Origin of the sequence: Stenotrophomonas sp. AS1 (assembly GCF_048957655.1) — a bacterium.
GTDB classification, from domain to species: Bacteria; Pseudomonadota; Gammaproteobacteria; order Xanthomonadales; family Xanthomonadaceae; genus Stenotrophomonas; species Stenotrophomonas bentonitica_A.
Genome location: NZ_JARVXM010000006.1, coordinates 473,117 through 499,706, shown reverse-complemented (window position 1 = coordinate 499,706; position 26,590 = coordinate 473,117). Strand labels below are relative to the sequence as shown.

Here is a 26,590-nt window from a genome sequence, read left to right as displayed (position 1 = left end):
CTGGCCTACACTCGGGCGATTGTCGGTCAGTCATGAGGTGCAGCGTGAAGCGTGTGGTAATCAGCCTGTTGGCGTTGTCGGTGTCGTCGGCCTTGATGGCCGCCACCCCCAAATTCGATGGCGCGCGGATCTCCGCCGACGTCAAGGAACTGGCGTCGGACGCCTACGAAGGCCGCTCGCCGGCCACTGCCGGTGAAGAGAAGACCATCGCCTTCCTGAGCAAGCAGTTCGCAGCGGCGGGCCTGCAGCCGGGCGGCGACCTCAAGGACGGCAAGCGCCTGTGGACCCAGGCCGTGCCGCTGCTCAAGGGCGATATCGTCGGCACCCCGAGCCTGTCGTTGAGCAGCAAGGGCAAGCCCCAGACGCTGAGCCAGGGCAAGGAAATCGCCGTGCGCGCCGCGATGAACGGTGCCAGCGCGGTGGACATCAAGAACGCGCCGCTGGTCTTCCTCGGCTACGGCGTCAAGGCCGCCGAGCGCAACTGGGACGATTTCAAGGGCGTGGACCTGAAGGGCAAGATCGCCGTCGTGCTGATCAACGATCCGGACTTCGAAAGCGGCCAGGGCGACTTCGACGGCAAGGGCATGACCTACTACGGCCGCTGGACCTACAAGTACGAAGAAGGTGCGCGCCAGGGTGCCCTCGGCGTGCTGATCGTGCACGAGACCGCGCCGGCCTCGTACGGCTGGGCCACCGTGGCCGGCTCCAACACCAACACCATGTTCGATGTGGTCCGCGACAACCCGGCCGAGGCGCATCCGCTGCTGGAAGGCTGGATCCAGCGCGATCTGGCGGTGGAGCTGTTCAAGCGTTCGGGCCTGGATTTCGAGGCGCTCAAGAAGCAGGCGCAGACCCGTGATTTCAAGCCGGTGGAGCTGAAGGGCGAGACCTTCTCGGCCAAGTACGCGGTCAAGACCGAGGTGATCACCTCGCACAACGTGGCCGCGCGCCTGGAAGGCAGCAAGCATCCCGACGAGACGGTGATCTACAGCGCCCACTGGGACCACATCGGCGTGGGCAAGCCGGACGCGAACGGTGACACCATCTTCAACGGTGCGCTGGACAACGCCAGCGGCACCGCCTCGCTGATCGAACTGGCCCGTGGCTTCGCCAAGGGCAAGCGCCCGGAGCGGTCGGTGCTGTTCCTGGCCGTGACCGCCGAGGAAAAGGGCCTGCTCGGCTCGGAGTACTACGCCACCCACCCGCTGTACCCGCTGGGCAAGACCGTTGCGCTGATCAACATGGACGGCATGGCGCCCTTCAGCCCCTCGCGTGACTTCGGGATCTACGGCTCGGCCAAGCTGGAACTGCTGGACCAGCTCAAGGACGTGGCCAAGGGCTGGGACATCCGCTACACGCCGGACCCGAAGCCGGAAGCCGGCCTGTTCTTCCGCTCCGATCACTTCCCGTTCGCCAAGCGTGGCGTGCCGGCAGTGTCGTACTCGGCGGGCCAGGATTGGGTGGAGGGGGGCGTGGCGGCCGGCAAGGCCGCTTCGGATGACTACACCGCCAAGCGCTATCACCAGCAGGGCGATGAGTGGCAGCCGGACTGGACCTTCGCCGGTGCCTCGCGCGATCTGGAAGTGCTGTACACGCTGGGCAACCAGCTGGCCAACTCGCGCGCCTGGCCGAACTGGAGCGAAGACTCCCAGTTCCGCGCCCCGCGTGACGCCAGCGCCGCCGAGCGGAAATAAGGCGCGTCCGGCCGGCACGCCGGCCGGACCCTCGCCGTAGAGCCACGCCATGCGTGGCTTCGCGGTCTCGAACCCAGACGTAGAGCCACGCCATGCGTGGCTTCGCGGTTCCGGAAGAAGGCCAGCCACCCATGGGGTGGCTCTACACCGCTTCGTCCCCCCAAACCCCGCCTTCGTCGCATGCCGCTTGTTCCCGCTGGCGGCAGGGCTATGCTCGCCTCACTCCCTATGTGATGACGCCGCCGTGTTCGCCAGCCTCTCCCTGATTTTCCGCATCCTGTTGGCCTGGGCCGCCGCCATCGTGGTGGCGGGGTTTGTCTGGAGTGGCTTCTTCCATGGCATGGACGAAGGCCCCGGCTGGGTGTTCGGCCTGCTGGCCCTGTTCGTGATGGTGACCGCCCTGGGCAGCTGCATCGCCCATATCCGGCGCGTGCAGCACGTCGCCGGGCGCCTGGACGCGGCCACCCTGTCCAGCCGCCAGCGCCGCCAGATCGAGGTGCCGATGGATGCCGGCCCGGCCTTTGCCCTGGTGGAAGCCGCCATCGCCGAGCTGCCACGCGTGGAAGACATCGAAAGTGCACCGGGCAGCCTGCAGGTGCGTGCCTACGTGCGCCGCGTGGATCCCTACAACGGCCGCCCGCCGTCCCGCTGGAACCTGCCTGCGCGGCTGGCGATCAAGCGCAACAGCGTGCTCGCCACCGTGACGCCGGGGCAGGGCACCAGCAGCGTGACCCTGCTGTTCGAGCCCGATGCCGGGGTCTGGGCCGATCTGCTCGCGGTCGACGAAGGCAGCAACCACGAGAACGCCGAAGCGGTCGGCCGTGCGATCACCCGCCGGGTGGCCGAACAGCGCCGCGACGAGCAGGCCGCCGCCGAGCAGACCGCGACCGAGAAGGAACTGTCGGTGGCCAAGCTCAACCTGCTGCACGCCCAGGTCGAGCCGCACTTCCTCTACAACACGCTGGCCAACGCGCAGGTGCTGACCCGGACCGATCCGCCGCGCGCCGACCAGATGCTCGGGCACCTGATCCAGTACCTGCGCAGCTCGCTGCCCAGCGTGGAGGAATCGATGTCGACCCTGGGCGTGGAGCTGGAGCGCACCCAGGCCTACCTGGAAATCCTCAAAATCCGCATGGGCGCCCGCTTGGCCCTGCAAGTGGACGTGCCCCCGGCCCTGCTCAGCCTGCCGCTGCCCTCGATGGCGCTTCAGACCCTGGTCGAGAACGCGATCAAACACGGCCTGGAACCCAAACCCGGCGGCGGCACGGTGTGGATCATCGCGCGCGCCTTCGAGGACCATGTCACCCTCACCGTGGCCGACGACGGCCTCGGGTTCGGGCAGGGCACCAGTGGTACCGGGATCGGCCTGAAGAACCTGCGCGAACGCCTGCGCCTGACCTGCGGTGAGCACGCTGGCGTGGCGATCGTGTCCAATTTCCCCACCGGCGTGGCAGCGACGATCACCCTGCCGCGCGATGCCCGCGAGGCGATCCATGCAGCTTGACGCCCTCATTGCCGAAGACGAAGACCTGCTGCGCCAGTCGCTGGTGGCACAGCTGCAGCGGTTGTGGCCGGAACTGCGGCTGGTGGCCGAATGCGAGGACGGTGCCAGTGCGCTGGAGCGCCTGGCCGAGCTGAAGCCGGACCTGGCCCTGCTCGACATCCGCATGCCCGGCATCACCGGCATCGAGGTGGCCCGAGCGCTGCCGGAGATCAGCCCGCGCACCCAGGTGGTGTTCGTCACCGCCTACGACCAGTATGCGATCGACGCCTTCGAACAGGGCGCGATCGACTACCTGCTCAAGCCGGTCAGCGATGAGCGCCTGCTGGCCACGCGCGAGCGGATCCTGGCCCGCATGCGGCTCGGCCGCCCGGACAGCGGCATGCTCGAGCAGCTGCTGCAGCGCCTCGGCAATCAGCCCGCCGCCGCCTCAAGCGCACCGCCTTTGGCCTGGATCACCGCCAGCAACGGCCGCGACACGCAGCTGATCATGCTCGAAGATGTGATCTACTTCCGTGCGGACAGCAAATACACCACGGTGGTGACCGAGCAGGGCGAAAGCCTGCTGCGCACCTCGCTGCGTGAACTGCTGGATGCGCTCGATCCGCAACGTTTCCGCCAGATCCACCGCTCCACCATCGTGAACATGAAGGCGGTCGCCGCGGTCACCCGCGATGACACCGGCCGCGGCCAGCTGCGCTTGAAGCACCGCACCGAAGTGCTCAATGTCAGTCAGCCGTTCATGAGCCTGTTCCGCGGAATGTAACGCGCCTTTTTCTTCGTCTGGAGCCTGCCATGCGTATCGCTGTTGTCGTCAGTCTCTGCGTGCTGGTGCTGGCCGCCTGCCAGCAATCGAGCAACACCTCCGTCACCCGCATCCGCGCCAATGGGGTGGATACGCTGCACAGCAAAACCACGGTGGACAACGGCGTGGCCAGCTTCGCCTGCATCGCCAGCAGCAGCGGCCAATGCCATTACCTGGTGCTGGATGCGCGCTGTGCGAAGGACACCGACTGCCCCTATCCGCCGCTGCACCGGTTGGCGGTGGCGGTGGGCAGGACGGAGCAGATGACCGGGCTCCCGGCCGGCCTCCAGCACTGCGTCAGCGCCGTCCAGAAAGAACAATGCCACCGTGAGTGATCACGGTGGCATCGTGGCTCCCCCCGCTTTTCAGTAGGGTCAGAACGCGGGCTGCAGATGCAGGTTGGTGCCGTTGGGCTGCTCGCCGACATGATTGAGCTGGCCCACCAGTTCGGTGTGCTGCTTCATCCGGCCGATCTCGCGCATGATGCGGATGTCCTCGTGGCGCAGCTCGCGCTTGGCGCTCACCGCCTGCTTGTAATCCAGGACTTCCGGATAGTGCTGGGCCATGTCCAGCGCCTCGGCCACGCATTCGACCGTATCGGCATCGGAGGTGATCCGGGCGCGGCTGTTGAAGGCCTTCATCCAGCGCTCGAAGCCGGCGGTGTGATCGAACATGTTGGCCATGAACCAGATCACGAACAGGATCGACACCCACGAACCGAACACGATCACCACGCGGGTGAAGGTGATATGGAAGTCATCCTTCCACAGGTAGTTGCTGATCAGGCCGAGGATGAGCAGGGAGGACGCCTGCCAGCCCACGATCGAGGCCATCAGCCACTGGCCCTTGGCTTTGGCCAGTACCGCGACTTCTTCGCGGATCTGCTGTTCACTCTTGTTACGCCAATGCGCGACCTGTTTTTCGAACGGGCTGCTGTACAGCTCGTTGTCCTGCAACAGCAGACCCAAACCTTTGAACAAAGCGATCATGACGAGCTCCTTCTGGAACGTGCGGCAGCGCATTGGACGACGTTGTGGCGTATCCAGTTCTAGCACTTTCACGGCGCTTGGCAATGGGCAAAGCGCAAAGATCCGGCGCCATTTCTGCCTGAATGGGCAAACCCGCAGCGGATTTGCGCACTGCGGCACGTAAATCGCCGGGTAAATACGGCTTGGACGGCGGCTCCCATGCTGCATCTGCACAATGCGCAGGCCCTGTCGGGCACCCGCCTCGCCAGCCCCACCGGTATCACGCAGAATTGACGCATCCGCGCGAAATGCCGGTCCGCTCGCCCTCGGTACTGCTGATGTCCTCCCTGCTGCGTTCGCTTGCCCGCCCTGCAACCGCCCCCATACGCCGCTGGGTGCTGGGCGCCTTCCCCCGCGGCCAGAGCGGGATCGACTACGACCACCCGCTGGGCGACCCCGGCTGGTTCGGCCCCGACAGCATCACCTGGCGGGTGCATGCCGAGTTTCCCGGCATGCTCGCCGGCGGCCTGTGCGCCCTGATGCTGCAGACCCTGCATCCGCTGGCCCTGGCCGGCGTGTACGACCACTCCAACTTCCGCGATGACCTGGTCGGCCGCCTGCGCCGCACCACCGCGTTCGTCGCTGGAACGACCTACGCACCCACCGCGGAAGTGGAGGCGTTGATCGCCAAGGTGACCCGCATCCATGCCCAGGTGCGCGGTCATACCGCCGATGGCCGCGCGTATTCCGCCGACGATCCCGCGCTGCTCACCTGGGTGCACGTCACTGAAGCGTACGGTTTCCTGCAGGGCTGCCGACGCTATTGCCGCGACGTGCCTACGGCGGTCGCCGACCAGTACTACCGTGAGTACAAGCGCGTGGCCGAAGCGCTTGGCGCTGTAGACGTTCCCGCGTCGGAAGCGGAGGTGGACGCGTACTTCGCGCGACAACAATCGCAGCTGGTGTTCGATGCGCGCTCGCGCGAGGTGCTGGCGGTGCTGTCAGGCATCCGCCTGCCGGTGCCGATGGCGGGTCTCTCGCGCGAGCTGTTCCTCGGTGCAGGTGCAGCGCTGCTGCCGGACTGGGCGACCGCGATGATACAGCGCACGCCGATGCAGCGTGCGCAGTCGCGGGCATCGGCGGTGATGCTCAAAGGCATGGCGCCGTTGTTCCGGCGCGCGCTGCAGGATGGGCTGGCGACGCGGGCGTGCACGCGGATGGGTGTGTCGGCTGGGGTGCTTGCTGATTGGCCTTGAAGCGGCAAGTGCCCTGTGCCCGCTGGTTTGGTCGGGCACGCACAGGCTTCCGCGACCCGCTGCTCTGCAGCGAAAAAAAACGGGCGCCGAAGCGCCCGTTCTCTCATCTCAGCAACGTGCGGTGACGCACATCACCACACCTTGACCCGCTTCTCCGGCGCCAGATACAGCTTTTGGCCTTCCTTCACCTCGAAGGCCGGATACCACGCATCCAGATTGCGCACCGTCAACGCACGGAACTGACCCGGCGCATGCACATTGGTCAACAGCGAATTGCGCAGCGCCTGCTCACGCGCCTTGCTCCGCCATGCCTGCGCAAAGCCCAGGAAGAACCGCTGATCCGGCGTGAAGCCTTCCAGCGTCTGGCCCGGCTTGCCCTGCAGCGACAACTGATACGCATCGTAGGCCGTCGAAAGACCTGCCACGTCCGCAATGTTCTCGCCCAGCGTCAGACGACCATTCACCGATACCCCCGGGAACGGGCTGTAGCTGCTGAACTGCGCCGCCAGTGCATCGCCGGCCGCGTTGAACTTCTTCAGATCTTCGGGCGTCCACCAGTTCTGCAGCTTGCCCGTCTCATCGAACAGCGCACCGGCGTTGTCGAAACCGTGGCTGATCTCATGGCCGATCACCGCACCGATCGCGCCGTAGTTCACCGCATCGTCGGCCGCGCCGTCGAAGAACGGCGGCTGCAGGATCGCGGCCGGGAACACCAGGCGGTTTTCCAGCGGCACGTTCATCGCATTGATGGTCTGCGGCAGCATCGCCCACTCGCTGTGATCCACCGGCTTGCCCAGCTTGGCGATGTTGCGGCGGTACTCGAACAGCTCGGCACGCTCGGCATTGCCCAGCGCGTCATCACGCTTGATCTCAAGACCGGTGTAGTCGCGCCACTTGTCCGGGTAGCCCATGCCCACGGTCAGGCCATCCACCTTGGCCTTGGCACGCGCCTTGGTCTGCGGCGACATCCACTCCAGCGCATCGATGCGCTTGGCGAACGCAGCGATGATGTTCTTGGCCATCGCGTCCGCGCGCGCCTTGGTGGCCGGATCGAAATGACGTTCGACGTACAGCTTGCCGATCGCTTCGCCGACGGCATGGTTGCTGTCATCCACCGCACGCTTCCAGCGCTCGCTCTGCTGCGGGGTGCCGTTGAGCGTGGTGCCGTGGAAGGCGAAGCGCGCATCGGCGAACGACTTGGGCAGGTACGGCGCGGCGCGGTCCAGCGCATGGAAGGCCAGGTAGTCCTTCCAGACCTCCAGCGGCTCGGTGGCGACCAGGCGCGAGATTCCCGCGACGGCCTTGGGCTGCCACACGATGAAGTCCTGCTGGGCGTCCAGCCCGGCCGAGGCCAGGAACGCGTTCCAGTCCATGCCCGGTGCCTTGGCGCTCAGGTCGGCCTGCTTCCAGGCATTGGCGCCCTTGGCGACGTCGTTGGTGTCTTCCTGGGTGGCGTGGGCCTGGGCGATCCTGGTCTCCAGCGCGAGGATGCGCTGCGCCTTGGCGGCCGGATCGGCGACGCCGGCCAGCTGCAGGACCTGGGCGATGTAGGCCTGGTACTGCTTGCGGATCTCGGCCATGCGGCCGCCCTGCAGGTAGAAGTCGCGGTCCGGCAGGCCCAGGCCGCCCTGCACCAGGTACGGCGCGGTGCGGTCCGGCTGCAGCAGATCCACCGAGACCCACACGCCGAACAGGCGGTCGGTGTAGAAGTTGGTGGCGTTGAGCAGGTCCACGTCGGCGCGCAGCGTGCCGCCGAGCGCGGTGGCCAGCGCGGCCTTGTCGCTGATCCCGGCGATGGCGTCCAGTTCCGGTTTGACCGGGGCGACGCCGCGCGACTCGATGCCGCTCTCGTCCATGAAGGCGGCGTAGTAATCGCCGATCAGCTTGGCCTCGCCCTCGGCCTTGGTGTCGGCCGCGGCGCCTTCGAGGATCGCGCGAGTGTCGGCCAGGGTTTTTTCGGAGATGACATTGAAGCTGCCGTAGCTGGAGCGGTCGGCCGGGATCTCGGTGTTCTTGACCCAGGTGCCGTTGGCGAAGCCGAAGAAGTCATCGCCGGCGGCGACGCTGCGGTCCATGCCGGCGGCGTCGAAGCCGAAGCTGCCCAGCTGCGGCTTGGGCGCGGCCGGTTCGGCCGGGGTGGTCTCGGGGGCGGCCGCGGCCGGTGCAGTGGCCTCGCGGTCGCAGGCGGCCAGGCTCAGCGACAGGCTGGCGGCAATGGCGAGCATCAGGGTGGGGCGGCGCAGCTTGGACATTGAGCTTCTCAGCAACGGAAACACCCAAGTCTAATCCCGTACCGGGCGCGCGGTTATGCCGGCTTCGGCGGCATCGGGTACCGGGTGTGCCGGTCTTCCGGGTTCACCGATGTGAACCCCGGCCGCGGTGCTTCCCGTGCCGTACGCGCTGGTGCATGCTGGGGCCTGCACGGATTCCGCGGGCGCCGGCTGGCGCCCGTGTGACGAGCTAGGCGTCAAGAATCCCGGGCAGCGGCCGCTCAGGTTTGGGGAAACCAGGAAGCGTTTACAGATGAAGTCAGCCTGTCGTTCGGGAAAAGGGTTGCGATGCCCGCGTTGAACCGTGCCCTGGCACGGCCACTGCGGACGTTCGTGTGGCTCGGGGTATCCCTGGGCGTGCTGCTGGGCGCCGGGCTGGTGGCGACGCTGCTCAATGACTGCCAGCGCCGGCAGGAAGCCGCGCAGCGCCAGAGCTCGGCGCTGGCCACCGGCGCCCAGCGCCTGCTGCGGCTGGAACTGCGCAACCTGGAGCGGGTGATGCAGGGCATCTCCCGCGATGGCGCGCTGCTCTTCCAGCGGGTGCCGGCGCAGGCACCGGACCTGCTCGATGCCAGCATCGCCGGGGCCCTGCAGCGGCAAGCCGAACTGCACAGCATCGTGGTGGTCGACCAGTACGGGCGGGCCCTGACCAGTGGCAGCGGCGACCTGCAACTACCGCTGTGGGCGGTGGATGGCAATCGCGGCCTGGGCAGCCAGATTTTCCTCGGGCCGCCGCAGGCGCTGGATGCCACGCACTGGATCCTGCCGCTGGCGCTGCCGATGGGCGGTGAGCGCTGGCTGTTGGCACGGCTGCGCACGGCGGAACTGCAGGCCATCATCGGCGGCATGGATACCGGCGATGCCGGGGTGGTCTCGATCACCGACCCGCATGGCTACGTGCTGGCGCGCAGCCCGGATCCCGGCGCCGTGGCGGGGCGTCGCTTCGGGCTGGCCAAACGCGAGCTGCTGCGCCGCGACGCACTGACCCCGCTGGGCACCGAGACCAGTGCCGTGGATGGCATCGAGCGCATTTCCAGCCTGAGCACGCTTGCCCAGTACCCGCTGGCGGTCTACGCCGGCCTGGGCCGGCGCGATGTGCTGGCGGCCTGGTGGCCGTATGTGCAGGCCTCGATCGGGGTCTACCTGCTGTACTGGGCGCTGTTTGCCGCGGTGTATGTCAGCCTGCGCCGCGCCACCCGCGACCAGGACAGCCTGAGCGAGGAACTGCGCACCGGCCATGCCGAGCTGCGCATGGCCCACCAGGTCGGCAAGGTGTGTACCTGGTATGTGGACGAGGATGCCTGCCTGCTGCGCTGGTCGCCGCTGGCCCGTGAGATTTTCGGCATCGACATCGAGAGCCTGCCCGTCGCGGATTTCTTCGCGCGTGTGCACCACGACGACACCGCGCGCATGCAGCAGGCCTTCGATGCCGCCTTTGCCGGCAGCGGCGTGCTCGATGAGATGTTCCGCCTGGTGCTGCCGGGTGGCGCGACCCGCTGGGTCGCCGCGCGCGGCCAGCGCGTGGCGGTGGTGGACCGCGAGCGCCGCATGATCGGTGCGTTGACCGATGTCAGCGAGCGGGTCGATGCGCTGGCCCGCGTGCAGCAGGCCGAGCGTCAGTTCCGTTTGTTGTTCGATCGCAATCCGGCACCGTTCTGGGTGTTCGATCCAGACACGCTGCGCTTCCTGGAGGTCAACGAAGCGGCGGTGCGCCAGTATGGCTACAGCCGCGATGAATTCCTGGCGATGAGCATCCTGGACATCCGCCCGCGCGAGGGTTGGGAGGAGATCCGCGGGGCGATCGCGCAGGCGCGCATCGGCGACGTGCAGGATGCGCAGGTCCGCCTGCACCAGCGCAAGGACGGCAGCGTCTTTGAAGTGCGTGCGCATCTGGCGCGGCTGGATTTCGATGGCCGCCAGGCCTGCCTGGTGCTGGCCGAGGACGTCAGCGAGCGTTTGGCTTACGAGCGCGATCTGGCGTACCACGCCACCCACAACCCGGCGACCGGTCTGCTCAATACGCGCGCGCTGGCCGCGCAGCTGGATGAAGAGGGAGGCGCCTACACGATTGCCTACGTGCAGTTCCGCGGCCTGCAGCTGGTCTCGGACACGCTCGGCCGCGAGGTCGGCGACGTGGTGCTGCAGGCGATGGCCAAGCGCCTGGGCGGGCTCGGCGTGCGCTACGGGCTGCTGGCGTTCCAGCCCGCCGAGGATTTCATCTTCGCCATCCGCGATGACCATCAGCGCCAGACCGCGCTGGATACCCTGGTGCAGACCGTTTCCGAACCGGTGCGGGGGCAGGATTGGCTGCACCAGTTCGAGCCGCGCATCGGTGTCGCCGTGAAGGCCGGCGACGATGCCAGCACCGCCGAACAGGTGATCGGCATGGCCGCGCAGGCCGCCCACGCGGCGCGCGACGAAGGCAATGTCATCGCCTGGTACGACGCGACCGTGAGTTCCCGTTTTGCCGAGCGGCTGCGCCTGGCCGGGCGCATCCACAGTGCGATCGATACCGAGTTCGAGCTGTACTACCAGCCGATCTGCCACGCCGGCGACAGCAGCCCGGCCGCGCTGGAAGCCCTGCTGCGCTGGCCGCAGGCGGATGGCAGCTTCATTCCCCCGGGCGAGTTCATCCAGCTGTGCGAAGACACCGGGCTGATCCTCGCGCTTGGCCGCTGGGTGATCCGCGCCGCGGCGCAGGCGCAGCGGCAGCTGGTCGACGCGGGCTGGGACCTGCCGATCGCGGTGAATGTCTCGGCGGTGCAGTTCTTCAACAGCGACCTGGTGGCCGAGTTCACCCGCGCCAGCCACGAATTCGGGCTGGCCCGCGGTGCGCTGCAGGTCGAGCTGACCGAAAGCAGCCTGATGCGCAAGCCGGGCCAGGCCAAACAGACCATGCAGCGCCTGCACGAGCAGGGCATCTGCATTTCGCTGGATGATTTCGGCACCGGCTATTCCAACATGTCCTACCTGCAGCACCTGCCGCTGGACATCCTCAAGATCGACCGCAGCTTCGTCGCCGACGTGGAAACCAACCCGCGCAACGCCTCGATCTGCCGCGCGCTGTTGTCACTGGGGCACAGCATGGGCCTGACCATCATCGCCGAGGGCGTGGAAACGCCCGGCCAGCTGCAGTGGCTGGCCGCCCATGGCTGCGACCAGGTGCAGGGCTATCTGCTCGGCCGGCCGATGCCGCTGGCACGGCTCATCGGGCAGCTGGAATCGGTGGAGGCATAGCGCCGGGTGGTGTCTGGTGGCGGATGCCGCGCGGCATCACGCCAGGGCGTCCACCAGGTAGTCGATGAAACTGCGCACCTTCGGGGCCAGGTGGCTGCGGCTGGTGTACACCGCATGGATGCCCACGCCCGGCACCTGCCACTCGGGCAGCACGCGCTCCAGCCGCCCATCGGCCAGCGCCTCGGCCACCAGGAAATCCGGCTGCACGATGATGCCCATGCCGGCGATCGCGGCCTCGCGCAGCACATCGCCGTTGTTGGCACGCACACCGCCGTGCACGGGCACCGAGACCTCCCCGCGCGGACCGTGCAACTGCCATGCATCGCCGCCGGCCCAGTAGCTGTAGTGCAGGCACTCGTGCGCGGACAGGTCTTCCGGCTCCTGCGGGCGCCCGTGCGCGTCCAGGTACGACGGCGCCGCGCACAGGCTGATCTGCGCGTCGCCCAGCTTGCGCGCGATCAGGGCCGGGCTGGGCTGGCGGGTGATGCGGATGGCCACGTCATAGCCTTCTTCGACCATGTCCACCAGACGGTCGGACAGCGACAGGTCCAGTTCCACCTGCGGGTAGCGCGCGCGATACCCGGCCAGCAGCGGGCCCAGGCGGGCGATGCCATAGCTGACCGGTGCGTTGATCCGCAGCCGCCCCGAGGGCTCCAGCGCCTGCGCACTGATGCCGGCTTCCAGCGCATCGAACTCGGCCAGCAGCCGCACGCACTCGGCGTAATAGGCCGCGCCCGTGCTCGTGGGGCTCACGCGGCGGGTCGTACGGTTGAGCAGCCGGGTCGATAGGCGCTTTTCCAGCGCCGCGATCTGCCGGGTCACTCCGGCGGTGGACAGGTCCAGGGCCTGCGCGGCGGCACTGAAGCCGTTGCGCTCGACCACGGCGACAAACACACGCATGGCGTCCAGAGTGTCCATTGTTTCTTTTTCCGAAATAAACAGCGTCAGTGCATCGTATTTATTGGCCGATCTGTTCGCAATACGCTGATCTGCAGATCGACCCGTTGGGTCCTGCCATTGGAGTCCGTGATGTCCCGCTTGCCGTCCCTTTATATCTCCCATGGCTCGCCGATGACCGCACTCCATCCCGGTCTGGTGGGCGAGCGCCTGGCCGCGCTGGCGGCGCGCCTGCCGCGCCCGCGCGCGATCGTGATGGCCTCGGCGCACTGGCTGACCCATCAGCCGGCGGTGGGTGGACATGCCAAGCCGCCCACCCTTCACGATTTCGGCGGTTTCCCGCAGGCACTGTTCGACCTGCAGTATCCGGCCCCGGGCGAGCCCGCGCTGGCGCAGGAGGTCGCGCAGCGGCTGGGCGCTGCCGGTCTGCCGACCGCGATCGATCCGCAGCGCGGTCTCGATCACGGTGCATGGGTGCCGCTGCGATTCCTGTATCCGCAGGCGGACATCCCGGTGGTGCCGCTGGCGATCCAGCCACTGCTCGGGCCGGCTCACCAGTTCGCGCTGGGGCGCGCGCTGGCGCCGCTGCGCGAGCAGGGCGTGCTGTTGATCGGCTCGGGCAGCATCACCCACAACCTGCACGATTGGCGCAGCTACCCGGACGGCAAGGAGGCGCCTTATGTGCGGCCCTTCATCGAATGGGTCGAGCAGCGCCTGGCGGCCGATGACAGCGCCGCGTTGATCGATTACCGCCGCCAGGCCCCGCACGCGGTGCAGGCGCACCCCAGCGACGAGCACCTGCAGCCGCTGCACTTTGCGATGGGCGCCGCCGGTGGCGAAGCGCTCGGTGCGCAGCGCATCGATGCCGGGATCGATGCAGGCTTCCTGGCGATGGACATCTATCGCTTCGATGGCGCCGACGCGCAGCAGCGCGCCGCATGAGGGGCCGGCTGTCCGCCGACTGAGCCTGCCACGCCCCGCGCATTCGCGTGGCGGCGCACGTGTGGTACGTTTTTTCCTGTTTCCGGCGCCGGCTGTCCGCAGCCTCCCCCGCGCTGCTTACTGGAAAATGCATGCATACCATTGAAGTCGTTCTGGCGATGCTGGTGGCGGTGGTCGCCAGCGGCTACCTGGTCCGCGTATTGCCGTTGTCGCTGCCGTTGCCGCTGGTGCAGATCGGGCTGGGCGCGGTCATTGCCGGGGTGTTCAACCGCGGCCACGCGCTCGAGCCGGAGATGTTCTTCCTGCTGTTCCTGCCGCCGCTGCTGTTCCTGGATGGCTGGCGCATCCCCAAGCAGGGCCTGTTCCGCGACAAGGGCGTAATCCTGGAACTGGCCTTCGGGCTGGTCGTATTCACCGTGATCGGTGCCGGTTTCCTGATCCACTGGATGATCCCGGTGATGCCGCTGGCGGTGGCCTTCGCGCTGGCGGCGATCATCTCTCCGACCGACCCGGTGGCGGTCAGCTCGATCGCCTCGCGCGCGCCGATTCCCAAGCGGCTGATGCACATCCTGGAAGGCGAGTCGCTGCTCAACGATGCGTCCGGCCTGGTCTGTTTCCGCTTCGCGGTGGCGGCGGTGATGACCGGGACCTTCTCGCTGGCGAATGCCTCGCTGACCTTCCTGTGGGTGGCGGTGGCCGGACTGGCGATCGGCGTGGCGGTGACGCTGGGCGTGTCCACCTTCCAGCGCTGGCTGTGGCGGCGCTTCGGCGAGGAGCCGGGTGCGGCGCTGCTGGTCAACCTGCTGATCCCGTTCGCGGCCTACCTGCTGGCCGAAGAACTCAATGCGTCGGGCATTCTCTCGGCGGTCGCCGCGGGTGTCACGATGAGCTACGTGGAGCTTACCGGCCGCGTCTCGGGCAGCATGCGCGTGCAGCGCACGGCGGTCTGGAACATGCTGCAGTTCAGCTTCAACGGGATCATGTTCGTGCTGCTGGGCGAACAGTTGCCGGGCATCGTGGAACGCGCGATCAAGACCGTCAGCGAGAGCGGGCACCACAGTGCGTGGTGGCTGCTGGTCTATGTGGTGGTGATCAACCTGGCGCTGGTGCTGCTGCGCCTGGCCTGGGTGTGGCTGTCGCTGCGCTGGAGCCTGCTGCGTGCGCGCCATCGGGGCGAGGCCCGGCAGGGCACCTCCTGGCGGATCGTGGTGGCGACCTCGGTGGCGGGCGTGCGCGGTGCGATCACCCTGGCCGGCGTGCTGACCCTGCCGTTGTTCCTGCCCGACGGCAGTGCCTTCCCGGCACGCGACCTGGTGATCTTCCTGGCCGCGGCGGTGATCCTGATCTCGCTGGTCGGTGCCAGCATCGCGCTGCCGCGCCTGCTCAAAGGCCTGGAATTGCCGGCCGATTCGGGCGAGCGCAAGGAAGAGGACCTGGCCCGCAAGCTGGCCGCCAAGGCGGCGCTGGCCGGCGTGGAGCGCACGCGCCAGCAGCTGGTGCAGAACCAGACCACCGAGAACGTGCAGCTCTACAACGACGCCGCCTCGCGGGTCAGCCTGCTGTACCAGCGCAACCTGGAGAAGGAAGCCGGGCCGGATGCGGATCCGGAGAAGGTCAAGCGCATGGAGCAGGGCTATCGCCAGCTGCGCACCGCGGGGCTGACCGCCGAGCGTGAAGAGCTGTTCCGCCTGACCCGGCGGGGCAAGATCTCCGATGAGATCTCGCGCAGGCTGATCCGCAATCTGGACCTGCTGGAGACGCGGCAACGCGATTGAGGCCGCACCGTGCCACGGGTAGAGCCACCCCATGGGTGGCTGCCCTTCGTCCCTGACGCGAGGGTTCCAATGGGTCCGCGCAGCCACCCGTGGGGTGGCTCTACCCCGCCACACGTGGATCAGACGTCTCCGGCAGACGTGGGATCAGGCGTCCGGCTTCTGATCCAGGAAGTAGGCCACCACGGTACCCTTGACCTTGATCGTCATCGGGTTGCCGCGGCGGTCGCGGGCCTTGCCGGCCTGCACGCGGATCCAGCCTTCGCTGACCGAATATTCTTCAACGTTGTCGCGCTCGACATCGTTGAAACGGATGCCCACGCCGCGCTCCAGCGCAGCGGCATCGTGGAAGGGGCTGGCCGGGTTGATCGCCAGGTGATCGGGAGGGGTATCGCTCATGGTCACAGGATGCTGACGACCACCAAGGCCGTCTTCTGCCGCACAGGATAAACCGCAGCGGGCCCCGCGCCGAATTTCGCTTCCTGCCAACGCCCTTGCACGGCAGAATGCGCCCCTGTCTCCAGGATTACCGGCCATGCCCGACAACAGCGATTATTTCGACTTCGAAGAAGAAGAGCGCGATTTCGACGAGGACGATTTCGAGGCGCGGATCTGGAATCTGTTCGTGCTGATCAACCCGGGCGATGAAGAACTGGCGCTGCAGCAGTTCAACCGCTGGCGCGAGGCGCTGCTGGAAAGCGGCGAGGGCATCGATGAGGACGCCGACTGGCTGCCGCCGATGATGGCCGCGATTGCCTGGCAGTCCGGGTTCGAGGTGGAGCGGGGCGATGCCGATGCGCTGATGTCGGCGGTGAACGAGCTGTCCGCGCGCTGGAACCTGCAGATCGACTGGGGCGGCGACCTGGACGATGAGGACTTCGCGGCGGAGGTGGATGCGCCGATGTTGATGACCACCGCCCACGACCGGCTGCGCGAGCACAACTACGCGCTGTGGAGCGTGGATACCGGCAATGACACGCTGGCCGGCTGGATGGCGCTCAACCGCGATGACGATGCGATGCTGGCGCTGTGCTCGCTGCTGGGCGTGGAAGTGCGGCCGGGCAGCGATCCGTTCTGAGGGCGCGATTGCGGCCTGCGCATGCCGACCCACGGTCGGCAGCTACGCCTGATACTGGCTTCTTGCGTTGGCGATCACGGCTTTGACCCGTTCGCGGTCCGTATGCCGTGAGATGGCCTGTGCGCCCAAGGCAATCGCCTGCAGGCGCAGCGGGGCGGGCACGTCGTAGTGCGCGCCGCTGCGGCGGTTCTGGAACGCCCGCCGTGGAATCCCGAGCTGCGCCGCCATGGCGTGCAGCTCGGGCAGGGTATCGGCCATCAGATGCGCCCAGCGCTCGCCGCGCCAGGGATGTACTGCATCGTCGATATAGACCGTCACCGGATCGCCGTGGCTCAGGCCTGCGGCTTGTCGTCGCTGGCGGCCGGGGCGGCGTCGGCGGCGGCATCGGTGCCGGCCTCGTCTGCGACCTTGGCGTCGTCGCCGGCGTCGGCAGCGGTTTCGGCGTCTTCGCCTTCCTCGCCTTCCACACCTTCAAACTCGGAGACCAGCTGGGCCAGGTACTCGTCGGCGGTCTTGCCTTCGTCGGCGGCCAGGTCGTCGATCAGCTGCTGCAGCTGGGTCGAGTACTCCAGGTTGACCTTGCGGCCTTCCTTTTCCTGGACGTTGGACAGGTGCTTGAGCATGGCCAGCATCGGCACCGGGTTGTCGGCGTTGCCCATGGTCTGGCCGCCGATGGCCAGCAGCCACTCGGTGCCCTGCAGGCCGATCGCGGCGACGACCTGGCCTTCTTCGTTGGTCAGCACGGCATGGTTCTGCACCGGCTGCTGGGCGTTGAGGCGGTTGATCGGGCGCTTGGGCTGCTGCTTCTTGCGCTTGTCGCGCTTGGCCTTGGACTGCTTGGACATGGGTGCGGTCTATCTACAAAAGGAAAGACCCATTGTAGTGCCGGCCGCTGGCCGGCTCCACGGATTCCCTGAATTCCCTCTGCTGCCGCCTTCGTCGCACCCCTCAGGGCGCGACAGCCGGCGCGAGCGTCGCCTGGATATCGGCATCGGCAGCGGTGGGCGACAGGGCCACTTCCTGCCCGGCGCCGGCCAAGGCTGCCGCTTCGGCCGCCTTGGTCATCACCACGATGCTGATCCGGCGGTTGATGGGGTTGTCCGGCTGCGTGCGGTCGAACAGCACCGAGGAGGACAGCCCGACCACCCGGGTCACCTTGTCCTCGGTCATGCCGCCATCAAGCAGCGCCCGCCGGGCGGCATTGGCGCGGTCGGCGCTGAGCTCCCAGTTGCTGTAGCCGTGGGCCGCGTTGTAGGCGGTGGTGTCGGTATGGCCGGTGATGCTGATCCGGTTCGGCACGTGGTTGATGAACTGCGACAGCTCGCGAAGGATCGCGCGCGTGTAGGGCTTGAGCGAGGCGCTGCCCATGTCGAACATCGGCCGGTTCTGCTTGTCCACGATCTGGATGCGCAGGCCTTCCGGGGTGAGGTCGAGCAGCAGCTGATCCTTGAACGGTTCCAGCGCCTGGCTCTTGCTGATCGCTTCTTCCAGCTCCTGCTTGAGCGCTTCAAGCTGGCGTTTCTCGCGCTCGCGCTCGTCCTGCTGCGGCACGGGCCGGGAGGCCTGCTGGTTCTGGAAGGGATCGTTGCTGTTGCCGCGCGAGATGTCGGTGGCGCCGCCCAGCTTGATCATCGAGGTGCTGGCGCCGCCCGGTCCGGCCATGCCCGGGGCCGGGGTGGAGCTGCTGCCGGCCAGCGGGCTGGGGTTGCGGAAGTATTCGGAGATCGCCGCGCGCTCGGGCTTGCTGGTGGCGGCCATCAGCCACAGCACCAGGAAGAAGGCCATCATCGCGGTCACGAAGTCGGCGTAGGCCACTTTCCAGGCACCGCCATGGTGCGCGGCATGACCGGCCTTCTTGACCCGGCGGACGATGACGGTGGGTTTGGTCTCGGCCATGGCGCTGCCTTACTTGACCGTCTTGAGGTGCTGTTCGAACTCGCTGAAGCCCGGGCGCACGTTGGACGGCAGGGTCTTGCGGGCGAATTCCAGGGCGATCTTCGGGTTGTAGCCGCGCAGGCAGGCCAGCAGGGCGGTCTTGACCGATTCGTAGATGCGTGCGTCCTGTTCGGCGCGCGCTTCCACGGCCGAGGCCAGCGGGCCGACGAAGCCATAGGCCAGCAGGATGCCCAGGAAGGTGCCGACCAGCGCGCCGGCGACGTGCGCGCCGACTTCCGTGATCTCCCCGCCGATCGAGCCCATGGTGATCACGATGCCCAGCACCGCGGCAACGATGCCGAAGCCGGGCAGGCCGTCGGCGACCTTGTTGAGCACCGCGGCCGGCTGCATCGCCTCGCCATGGTGCTTCTCCAGTTCCAGCTCCAGCAGCGGCTCCAGCTCGTGCGGCTCGATGTTGCTGCCGATCATCAGGCGCAGGCAGTCGGTGATGAAATCGACCAGGTGGTGGTCGGCCTGCACCTTGGGATAGTTGGCGAAGATGCTGCTTTCGGCCGGGCGCTCGACGTGGTCTTCCAGCGCCATGAATCCTTCGCGGCGGGCCTTGTTGAGCAGCTCATAGAGCAGGCTGAGGACGTCGATGTAGTCCTGCTGCTTGTAGCGTGGCCCCTTGAACACGCCCACGGTGGCCGCCAGGGTCTGCTTCACGGTTTTGACCGGCGTGCCGACCAGGAACGCACCCAGCGCCGCACCGCCGATGATCACCAGTTCGTAGGGCTGCCACAGCGCGCCGAGTTTGCCGTGCGCCCCGACGTAACCGCCGAGCACGCTGAGGATGACGACGAGAAGTCCAACGATGATGAGCATGGGGCCGACGCGGGAAGGGGATACCTCCATGTCGGCCCCTTCACACCCTTTCTGAAGGGGGGCGTTCGCTCGACGTCACACTTTCTCGGATTCAGCCTGCCGGGCCAGCCTCGGCACCACCGCGTTGCAGCGGGTCCGGATAGGCCTGCCCATTGGGGGTGAACGACAACGAGACCGAGTTCAGGCAGTGGCGTTCATGGGTCGGCGGCGGGCCATCGGGGAAGACATGGCCGAGATGGCTGTCACACCGCGCACAGACGATTTCGGTGCGGACCATGCCATGGCTGGCATCGCGGATCTCGCGGACATGGGCCGGATCGAAGGGGGCAAAGAAGCTCGGCCAGCCGGTGCCGGAGTCGAACTTGGTGCTGGAGCGGAACAGCGGCAGGCCGCACAACCGGCAGCCGTAGACCCCGTCCTGCTTGTTGTCCAGGAACACCCCGCAGAACGGCGCCTCGGTGCCGTGGTGCAGGAGGACACGCTGCTCATCGGCGCTGAGGCCGGCCACCAGGGCTTGGCGCTGGGCGTCGGTAGGTGGGGACAGGTCAAAAGCCGTCATAAAGGTTCCCTATTGGTATGGCAGTTAGATTGGGCTTTTGCCTCTCAAGGTACAAGCCGGCGTTCATGGTGCTGATACCCGTGCAGGTGCATGGTGAAGACCTGAACCGCCGCCGGGAGATCACCATGTACCGCCCACGCCGCCTTGCCGCTGCCCTGCTGGCGTTGCTCCCATTTGGCGCGGCCGCGCAGATCGGGCCGCCACCCAGCCCCACCGCGACCCGCCCGGTCGTGGCCCCGCCGCCGACCCCCGCGCCCCTGCCGATCCCCGCGCAGCCGGCCCCGGCCGACAGCCTGTCCGGGCAGATGGCGCCGGTGAAATCGTCCTCGCAGACCCAACAGCAGCTGCGCACGCACCCGATCCAGAGCAAAGGCCCGTCGCAGCCGGCGCCGATGCGGGGGCCGGCCGTGCAGAGCAAGGTCTACGACCGAAACGGCCGGATCATTCCGGGGGTCAAGCAGGTGGGCCCCAACCGCGTGCTCGATACGCGCACGGGGCGTTACTACGACGCGGTGCCCAGTGGCGATGGCCAGCAGATAAAACCGTGAGGGCTGCGGCGCTGGGACGCGGAGCATGAATGGTTTACATCGGGCTGCCCGCAGTCATCGCCGTCAACGCACCACCTCACTGTTTTTTCGCCTGTGATTAACCGGATCGGCGGGACCCTGTACCCGCGCCGCAACCCAGCGCATCCCCGAGGTTTTTCGAGAAGAGTGCAATCATGGCTAACCAGCAGAACCGCAGTCCCGGCAAATCGCCGCAGGAGCAGCAGGGCAGTCAGCAGCAGAACCAGAAGCCCGGCCAGCAGAACCAGCAGCAGTGGGACCAGCAGAATCAGAAGGGCGGCAAGCAGCAGGACCAGAAGCACCAGGACCAGAAGCAGCAGCGCTGATGCGCTTGACGCAATGAACGAAGGCGGTGCGCACACGCGCGCCGCCTTTCTGCGTTATCGGGCCGACATCAATCCGGGATCGGCAGGGTCAGGGTTTCCTTGACCTCTTCCATCACGATGTAGCTCTTGGATTCACGCACGTGCGGCAAGGTCAGCAACGTGCTGCCGAGCAGCTTGCGGTAAGAGGCCATCTCACTGATGCGTGCCTTGAGCAGATAGTCGAAATCGCCCGACACCAGGTGGCACTCCAGCACGTTGGGCAGCTTCAGCGCCGCGCGCCGGAACTCCTCGAAGATATCGCCGGATTTGTAGGCCAGGCTGATCTCCACGAATACCAGCAGGCTGGCCTTGAGGTAATGCGGATCCAACTTGGCGTAATAGCCGGTGATCGCGCCGTCGCGCTCCAGCCGCCGGACGCGCTCGGTGCAGGGCGTGGTCGAAAGCCCGACCCGCTCGCCCAGTTCGGTGAAGGAAATGCGACCCTCGGCCTGCAGGATGCGCAGGATCTTGCGGTCGATCTTGTCCAGTTCACGGGCACGCGTGGCCATCGGCGTCAGCCTCTCGAGGATGTTGGCGGGACAATATCCTGCCTGATGCAGGAAAAACAGGCGAATTGATTGGTTGTGGCTGACTATACTTCCTCAATTATGGTCCCGGCGTGCTCCTGCGCAGGGAATGATCGGGTTGGAGAGGTGTCATGCGCGTTCTAGTCCTTGGCAGCGGTGTGATCGGCACGACCAGTGCCTGGTACCTGCGGCAGGCCGGGTTTGAAGTCACGGTCGTCGACCGCCAGCCCGGTCCGGCGCTGGAAACAAGTTTCGCCAACGCAGGGCAGCTGTCGTTCGGCTATACCTCGCCGTGGGCCGCCCCCGGCGTGCCGCTCAAAGCGGTCAAATGGCTGTTCTCCGAGCATGCGCCGCTGGCGATCCGCCCGGGCCTGGACTGGCACCAGTACCGCTGGCTGGCGCAGATGCTGCGCAACTGCACGCACGAGCGCTACGCGATCAACAAGGCGCGCATGGTGCGCATGTCCGAGTACAGCCGCGACTGCCTCAACGAGCTGCGCCGCGAGACCGGCATCGAATTCGAGGGCCGCGACCTGGGCACCACCCAGTTGTTCCGCACCCAGCAGCAGCTGGATGCCTCCGCGCAGGACATCGAAGTGCTGGCCCAGTACGGCGTGCCGTACCAGGTGCTCGACCGCGCGGGCATCATCGCCCATGAGCCGGCCCTGGCCGGCGTGGCCGACAAGCTGGTCGGCGCGTTGCGCCTGCCGCGCGACCAGACCGGTGATTGCCAGCTGTTCACCCGTCGCCTGGCGCAGATGTGCGTCGATGCCGGCGTCGAATTCCGTTTCGACCAGGACATTGCCGGCCTGCACAGCGATGGCGACCGCATCACCGGCGTGCGCATCGATGGCAAGCTGGAAACCGCCGATCACTACGTGGTCGCGCTGGGCAGTTACTCGCCGTCGCTGGTCGCACCGCTGGGCATGCAGCTGCCGGTGTACCCGCTCAAGGGCTACTCGCTGACGCTGCCCATCACCGATCCGGCAATGGCGCCGACCTCGACCATCCTGGATGAAAGCTACAAGGTGGCCGTGACCCGTTTCGACGACCGCATCCGCGTCGGTGGCATGGCCGAGGTGGGCGGGTTCGACCTGTCGCTCTCGCCGCGCCGCCGCGCCACGCTGGAGAAAGTGGTACGTGATCTGTACCCGGATGGCGGCGATCTCTCGCGCGCCGAGTTCTGGACCGGCCTGCGCCCGGCCACGCCGGACGGCACCCCGGTGGTCGGCGCCACGCCGTACCGCAACCTGTTCCTCAATACCGGCCACGGCACCCTGGGCTGGACCATGGCGTGCGGCTCCGGCCGCTACCTGGCCGACCTGATGGATGCCCGCCAGCCGCAGATCAGCACCGAAGGCCTGGATATCTTCCGTTACACCCACCACGCCGCCTCTGTCCGTCACCGTGAGCCGAGTTCATGCGCCCAGCCCGTGCGTTGATTGATCTGGACGCGCTGCGCAGCAATTACCGGCTGGCGCGCGAACTCGGGGGCGGCAAGGCCGTTGCGGTGATCAAGGCCGATGCCTACGGGCACGGCGCAGTGCGCTGCGCCCGCGCGCTGCAGGCCGAGGCCGATGCCTTTGGCGTGGCCTGCATCGAGGAAGCACTGGAACTGCGCGCGGCCGGCATCACCGGCCCGATCCTGCTGCTGGAAGGCTTCTTCGACGCCAGTGAGCTGCCGCTGATCGTGCAGCACGACCTGTGGTTCGCGGTCGGCGCGCCGTGGCAGGTCGAGGCGGTAGCCGCGTTCCAGACCACCGCCACGCTCACCGTGTGGTTGAAGCTGGACAGCGGCATGCATCGCCTGGGCCTGTGGCCGGACGAGTTCCGTGCCGCGCACGCCACGTTGAGCGCGTTGGCGCATGTCGGGCCGATGGTGCTGATGACCCACATGGCGCGGGCCGACGAACTGGACAGCCCGCGCACCCGCGAGCAGGCCGACGTCTTCGCGGCCACCATCAACGGGTTGGCCGGGCAGACCAGCCTGTGCAACTCGCCAGCGCTGCTGGGGTGGCCAGACGTACGCAGCGACTGGGTGCGCCCGGGTCTGATGCTGTACGGGATCAACCCGATGCCGGCGCATACCGCGCTGACCGGGCGCCTGCGGCCGGTGATGAGCATGCGTTCGAAGATCTTCGCCGTCCGTGACATCGCGGTGGGCGAGCCGGTCGGTTACGGCGCGCGCTTCGTCGCGCAGCGCCCGACCCGGGTTGGCGTGGTCGCGCTCGGTTACGCCGACGGTTACCCGCAGTTCGCGCCGAACGGCACCCCGGTGCGGATCGACGATCAGCCGGGCATCGTGATCGGCCGGGTCTCGATGGACATGCTCACGGTGGACCTGACCCACCTGCCGCAGGCCGGCATCGGCAGCACGGTGACGCTGTGGGGCGATGCCCCCCGCATCGAGGCGCTGGCACCGCTGTGCGGGGTCAGTGCTTACCAGCTGCCGTGTGGGGTGAAGCGGGTCGTGCGCGAGTACGTCGACGTCTGAACCGCCACCGGCGATACCGCGTGCATGAAAAAAGGCGGCGCTGATGCGCCGCCTTTCTCATGTGGGCCCAAGGGCTCAGGTGCTGGCCGTGGCCTCGTTGCGCAGGTCGCGCCGGATCCAGTCATCCAGCAGGCGCTTCTCATAGCGCAGCGGGTCGGTGTCGCTCTGTCGCCCGATGTTGTGCAGGTAGCCGGTGTCCTGCAGCTTGCGTTCCCCTTCGCTGATCACCTGGCCCTGCGCATCCTTCAGGGTGTAGGTCAGGGTCACGCGCGGGGGGTAGATATCGCGCATCACCCGGATGTCGTTGGCGCGAGGGCCATGCCAGGGCTCGTAATCGCCGGCGCGCTTGATGTCGGTAAAGGTGACCTGCAGCGTCTGGCCGGGCTGCAGCGCCTTGCTGGCCGTGGTCTGCACATACTTGGCCAGTTGCTGCACCCAGTCGCCGCGTTCGGCCTCGAAGCGGTTGTTGCTCAGCCGGATCTCGGTGAACTGGGCCGGGTCGCTCCAGGTCACCTGGACAGGGCCTTCGGTCTTGAGCGCGCGCGGGGCCTGCGGGTCGGTCACGGTACGCGGGGCGGCCGCCGCGCTGCCGATGAGCAGCAGCCCGGCCAGGGCCCCGGCGATCAGGGAGGTGCGGTTCATGACAATGCCTGGGTCGCGATCACAAGTGGGATCAGGTACCAGTGTGATCCCGATCCGGGTGGCGGACAATCCACGCGTGTATGCTCCGCGTCTGCGGTTGGCGCCAATTCACCCAGGCCCGCCCCAGACCCCCGGCGCTTGACGCTGCGAATACGCGCGTTGGCCGATCCTGTCCTCCTCTGTTTCGCCAGTTGCCTCATTGAAGCCCTTGCCCAGCCTGCCCACTTCGACGTTGGAACGCGCCTCTTTCCTGGCTTCATCGCCGGATCCGGCCCTGTATCGCACGGTCCTTGAGCGCCTGAATGCGGGGTTCTGCATCATCGAGGTGATCTTCGACGATGCCGGGGTGGGCGTGGATTACCGGTTCGTGGAGGTCAACGAGGCGTTTTCGCGCAATACCGGCTTGAGCAATGTCTGCGGGCAGCGGATGACCAGCCTGCAGCCCGGCCATGAGACGGACTGGTACCGCACCTATGGCGAGGTGGCACTGGGCGGCCAGGCCCGGCAGTTCGAGATGGAAGCACGCGCGCTGAACCGGTGGTATTCGGTCGAGGCGGTCAGCGTTGGCGAACCGGACGAGCATCTGGTGGCCGTGGTGTTCTTCGACATCACCAACCGCAAGCACATCGAGGTGGAGCTGGCCGAAAGCGAGGCGCGCTTCAGTGCGCTGGCCGATGGCCTGCCGATGCCGGTGTGGGTCCTGGATGAGCGCGGGCATTCGCGCTTCGTCAACAGTGCCTTCAGCGAGTTCTTCGGCGGCGACGAGCAGCGCGTACCGGACGATGTCTGGCGTGGCCTGGTGCATCCCGACGATGCTTCCGTGTTCGATTACGAACTGCAGGAGGCACTGAAGTCGCAGCGCTCCATGCATGCACTGGTGCGCGGTCGTCGCGCCGATGGCCAATGGCGCTGGCTGGAAATGAACGCGCGGCCCCGCTTTTCCAGGATGGGCCGTTTCATCGGCCTGGCCGGCAGCAGCCCGGATGTGACCGAGCGTCGCGAAATCGAAATGGCGCGCGAAGAACTGCTGCAGTCCGAGCGTGCCGCGCGCAGCGCCGCCGAGAACATGGCGCGGCTGAAGGATGAGTTCCTGGCCACGCTTTCGCACGAGCTGCGTACCCCGCTCACCACCATCCTGGGCTGGAGCGAACTGCTGCTGCAGCGCATCGACAACACCAGCCCGATGTACAAGGGGCTGGGCGTGATCGCCAACAGTGCGATGGCGCAGAAGCGGCTGATCTCGGACATGCTCGACCTGAGCAGCATGCTGCTGGGCAAGGTCCAGCTGGAAGTGGAAATGCTGGATCTGCGTGCGCAGCTGGAAGAGGCCATGCGTGCACAGGAGCTGGTCGCCGAAGGCAAAGCGCTCTCGATGGAACTGGTGATGCCCGACGAGCCGTGCCTGGTGCTCGGCGATGCCACGCGCCTGCAGCAGGTGCTGTGGAACCTGCTGTCCAACGCCATCAAATTCACCCCGGCCGAAGGGCGCGTGGTGCTCACCCTGGCCGCCGATGGCGGGCACTGGTCGATCACCGTGACCGACTCCGGCGACGGCATCGCGCCGGAGTTCCTGCGCCATCTGTTCAGCCGCTTCCGCCAGGCCGACGGCACCACCACGCGTCGCCATGGCGGCCTGGGGCTGGGGCTGGCGATCGTCCAGCAGCTGGTGGAACTGCATGGTGGCGTGGTTGCGGCCAGCAGCGAAGGCCACGGCCAGGGCGCCAGCTTCAACGTGCGCCTGCCGCGCTATCAGCCGCAGGCCGATGGCCGCCCGCTGCGCGAAGTGTTCAGTGGGCCGATCACCGAACAGATCATCGAGCCGTATCCGCTCAAGGGCCTGCACCTGCTGGCCGTGGAAGACCAGCCCGAAGTGCTGGAGTACCTGCGGCGGCTGTTGGAAGAGCAGGGCGCCTCGGTCACCACGGCGTCCTCCGCCGGCGAAGCACTGGCACTGCTCAACGAAAACGGCCACAGCGGTATCGATGCCCTGCTGACCGACATCGGCATGCCGGGCATGGATGGGTACGGCCTGGTACGCACACTGCGCGACAACATGGGCGTCGAGCCAGAGGCGTTGCCGGCGGTGGCGGTGACGGCGCTGGCACGTGCGGACGACCGCAAGCGCGCATTGGCGTCAGGCTTCCAGGAGCACGTTGCCAAGCCGTATTCGGTCGCCCAGCTGGTGGCTGCGGTGCGTGGCGTACTCGCCAGCCGCTGAGCCGGCGCCGCTGCGGGCAGCCGTTGGCAATGTGTTGAC

Annotated in this window: 25 protein-coding genes; 14 read left to right on the top strand and 11 right to left on the bottom strand. The window is 67.2% G+C overall.

The annotated features are described in order from the left end of the window. Positions 1-44: 44 nt before the first annotated feature. From PV764_RS11205 to PV764_RS11190, 4 genes are all read left to right on the top strand, one after another. The gene (locus PV764_RS11205; RefSeq protein ID WP_046272899.1) at positions 45-1,694 is read left to right on the top strand and encodes a M28 family metallopeptidase; all 1,650 of its coding nucleotides are present in this window, start codon (positions 45-47) and stop codon (positions 1,692-1,694) included. Positions 1,695-1,938: 244 nt separating this feature from the next. Beyond that, on the top strand, positions 1,939-3,198 hold the full coding sequence (locus tag PV764_RS11200; RefSeq protein ID WP_046272900.1) for a sensor histidine kinase: 1,260 nt from the start codon (positions 1,939-1,941) through the stop codon (positions 3,196-3,198). Continuing rightward, a complete protein-coding gene (locus PV764_RS11195; RefSeq protein WP_421116608.1) occupies positions 3,188-3,961 on the top strand; it encodes a LytR/AlgR family response regulator transcription factor in 774 nt (257 codons plus the stop codon). The genes PV764_RS11200 and PV764_RS11195 overlap by 11 nt, the downstream gene beginning before the upstream one ends. A 29-nt stretch (positions 3,962-3,990) precedes the next feature. Further along, positions 3,991-4,335 carry a hypothetical protein gene (locus PV764_RS11190; protein WP_421116607.1) on the top strand — a complete coding sequence of 115 codons (345 nt, stop codon included), beginning with the start codon at positions 3,991-3,993 and terminating at the stop codon, positions 4,333-4,335. A gap of 39 nt (positions 4,336-4,374) precedes the next feature. Here PV764_RS11190 and PV764_RS11185 read toward each other — a convergent pair whose 3' ends face one another. Then, positions 4,375-4,989 (bottom strand): hypothetical protein, encoded by a 615-nt coding sequence (locus tag PV764_RS11185; protein WP_026070179.1) that lies wholly within the window; start codon positions 4,987-4,989, stop codon positions 4,375-4,377. A gap of 317 nt (positions 4,990-5,306) precedes the next feature. On the opposite strand from PV764_RS11185, the gene PV764_RS11180 reads away from it, so the two are divergent. Next, on the top strand, positions 5,307-6,224 hold the full coding sequence (locus tag PV764_RS11180) for an oxygenase MpaB family protein (protein WP_026070180.1): 918 nt from the start codon (positions 5,307-5,309) through the stop codon (positions 6,222-6,224). 131 nt (positions 6,225-6,355) lie between these two features. On the opposite strand, the gene PV764_RS11175 is transcribed toward PV764_RS11180, so the two are convergent. Next, positions 6,356-8,476 carry a M13 family metallopeptidase gene (locus PV764_RS11175; RefSeq protein WP_399618819.1) on the bottom strand — a complete coding sequence of 707 codons (2,121 nt, stop codon included), beginning with the start codon at positions 8,474-8,476 and terminating at the stop codon, positions 6,356-6,358. A 306-nt stretch (positions 8,477-8,782) separates the two neighbouring features. On the opposite strand from PV764_RS11175, the gene PV764_RS11170 reads away from it, so the two are divergent. Beyond that, entirely contained in the window at positions 8,783-11,731 is a 2,949-nt protein-coding gene (locus tag PV764_RS11170; protein ID WP_421116606.1) for an EAL domain-containing protein, read from the top strand. A 36-nt stretch (positions 11,732-11,767) separates the two neighbouring features. Here PV764_RS11170 and PV764_RS11165 read toward each other — a convergent pair whose 3' ends face one another. After that, positions 11,768-12,649, bottom strand: coding sequence for a LysR family transcriptional regulator (locus PV764_RS11165; protein WP_421116605.1), 882 nt, complete (start codon positions 12,647-12,649; stop codon positions 11,768-11,770). A gap of 111 nt (positions 12,650-12,760) precedes the next feature. On the opposite strand from PV764_RS11165, the gene PV764_RS11160 reads away from it, so the two are divergent. Both PV764_RS11160 and PV764_RS11155 read left to right on the top strand, forming a co-directional pair. Then, the gene (locus tag PV764_RS11160) at positions 12,761-13,570 is read left to right on the top strand and encodes a dioxygenase (RefSeq protein ID WP_421116604.1); all 810 of its coding nucleotides are present in this window, start codon (positions 12,761-12,763) and stop codon (positions 13,568-13,570) included. 131 nt (positions 13,571-13,701) lie between these two features. Continuing rightward, positions 13,702-15,345, top strand: a complete 1,644-nt coding sequence (locus PV764_RS11155; RefSeq protein WP_070426533.1) for a Na+/H+ antiporter — start codon at positions 13,702-13,704, stop codon at positions 15,343-15,345. A gap of 144 nt (positions 15,346-15,489) precedes the next feature. Here PV764_RS11155 and PV764_RS11150 read toward each other — a convergent pair whose 3' ends face one another. Further along, positions 15,490-15,741 carry a DUF3297 family protein gene (locus tag PV764_RS11150; RefSeq protein ID WP_019185745.1) on the bottom strand — a complete coding sequence of 84 codons (252 nt, stop codon included), beginning with the start codon at positions 15,739-15,741 and terminating at the stop codon, positions 15,490-15,492. 136 nt (positions 15,742-15,877) lie between these two features. Here PV764_RS11150 and PV764_RS11145 point away from each other — a divergent pair, with 136 nt between their 5' ends. Beyond that, positions 15,878-16,420, top strand: coding sequence for a DUF6630 family protein (locus PV764_RS11145; RefSeq protein WP_019185746.1), 543 nt, complete (start codon positions 15,878-15,880; stop codon positions 16,418-16,420). A gap of 42 nt (positions 16,421-16,462) precedes the next feature. On the opposite strand, the gene PV764_RS11140 is transcribed toward PV764_RS11145, so the two are convergent. From PV764_RS11140 to msrB, 5 genes are all read right to left on the bottom strand, one after another. Then, a complete protein-coding gene (locus PV764_RS11140; protein ID WP_019185747.1) occupies positions 16,463-16,738 on the bottom strand; it encodes a DUF4031 domain-containing protein in 276 nt (91 codons plus the stop codon). Positions 16,739-16,752: 14 nt separating this feature from the next. Further along, entirely contained in the window at positions 16,753-17,265 is a 513-nt protein-coding gene (locus tag PV764_RS11135) for a hypothetical protein (protein ID WP_019185748.1), read from the bottom strand. Between the two features lie 103 nt (positions 17,266-17,368). Further along, the gene (gene motB, locus PV764_RS11130; protein WP_046272907.1) at positions 17,369-18,316 is read right to left on the bottom strand and encodes a flagellar motor protein MotB; all 948 of its coding nucleotides are present in this window, start codon (positions 18,314-18,316) and stop codon (positions 17,369-17,371) included. Between the two features lie 9 nt (positions 18,317-18,325). Next, the gene (motA, locus tag PV764_RS11125) at positions 18,326-19,180 is read right to left on the bottom strand and encodes a flagellar motor stator protein MotA (protein WP_019185750.1); all 855 of its coding nucleotides are present in this window, start codon (positions 19,178-19,180) and stop codon (positions 18,326-18,328) included. 91 nt (positions 19,181-19,271) lie between these two features. Then, complete coding sequence (msrB, locus tag PV764_RS11120; RefSeq protein ID WP_019185751.1) at positions 19,272-19,739, bottom strand: peptide-methionine (R)-S-oxide reductase MsrB; 468 nt, start codon at positions 19,737-19,739, stop codon at positions 19,272-19,274. A 65-nt stretch (positions 19,740-19,804) separates the two neighbouring features. On the opposite strand from msrB, the gene PV764_RS11115 reads away from it, so the two are divergent. Both PV764_RS11115 and PV764_RS11110 read left to right on the top strand, forming a co-directional pair. After that, on the top strand, positions 19,805-20,287 hold the full coding sequence (locus PV764_RS11115) for a classical arabinogalactan protein 4 (protein ID WP_421116603.1): 483 nt from the start codon (positions 19,805-19,807) through the stop codon (positions 20,285-20,287). A 173-nt stretch (positions 20,288-20,460) separates the two neighbouring features. Next, positions 20,461-20,631 carry a hypothetical protein gene (locus PV764_RS11110; protein WP_019185753.1) on the top strand — a complete coding sequence of 57 codons (171 nt, stop codon included), beginning with the start codon at positions 20,461-20,463 and terminating at the stop codon, positions 20,629-20,631. Between the two features lie 68 nt (positions 20,632-20,699). Here PV764_RS11110 and PV764_RS11105 read toward each other — a convergent pair whose 3' ends face one another. Next, the gene (locus PV764_RS11105; protein ID WP_046272909.1) at positions 20,700-21,179 is read right to left on the bottom strand and encodes an Lrp/AsnC ligand binding domain-containing protein; all 480 of its coding nucleotides are present in this window, start codon (positions 21,177-21,179) and stop codon (positions 20,700-20,702) included. A gap of 149 nt (positions 21,180-21,328) precedes the next feature. Between PV764_RS11105 and PV764_RS11100 the strand changes: the two genes are divergently transcribed. Together PV764_RS11100 and alr are read left to right on the top strand one after the other, a co-directional pair. Continuing rightward, positions 21,329-22,639 carry a D-amino acid dehydrogenase gene (locus PV764_RS11100; RefSeq protein WP_284128441.1) on the top strand — a complete coding sequence of 437 codons (1,311 nt, stop codon included), beginning with the start codon at positions 21,329-21,331 and terminating at the stop codon, positions 22,637-22,639. Next, complete coding sequence (gene alr, locus PV764_RS11095; RefSeq protein WP_421116602.1) at positions 22,618-23,691, top strand: alanine racemase; 1,074 nt, start codon at positions 22,618-22,620, stop codon at positions 23,689-23,691. Before PV764_RS11100 ends, alr begins: the two co-directional genes overlap by 22 nt. 75 nt (positions 23,692-23,766) lie before the next feature. Here the strand turns inward: alr and PV764_RS11090 are convergent, their stop codons facing one another. Then, a complete protein-coding gene (locus PV764_RS11090) occupies positions 23,767-24,333 on the bottom strand; it encodes a DUF3016 domain-containing protein (protein WP_046272911.1) in 567 nt (188 codons plus the stop codon). Between the two features lie 232 nt (positions 24,334-24,565). Between PV764_RS11090 and PV764_RS11085 the strand changes: the two genes are divergently transcribed. Further along, positions 24,566-26,551, top strand: coding sequence for a PAS domain-containing hybrid sensor histidine kinase/response regulator (locus PV764_RS11085; protein WP_421116601.1), 1,986 nt, complete (start codon positions 24,566-24,568; stop codon positions 26,549-26,551). Positions 26,552-26,590: the final 39 nt, after the last annotated feature.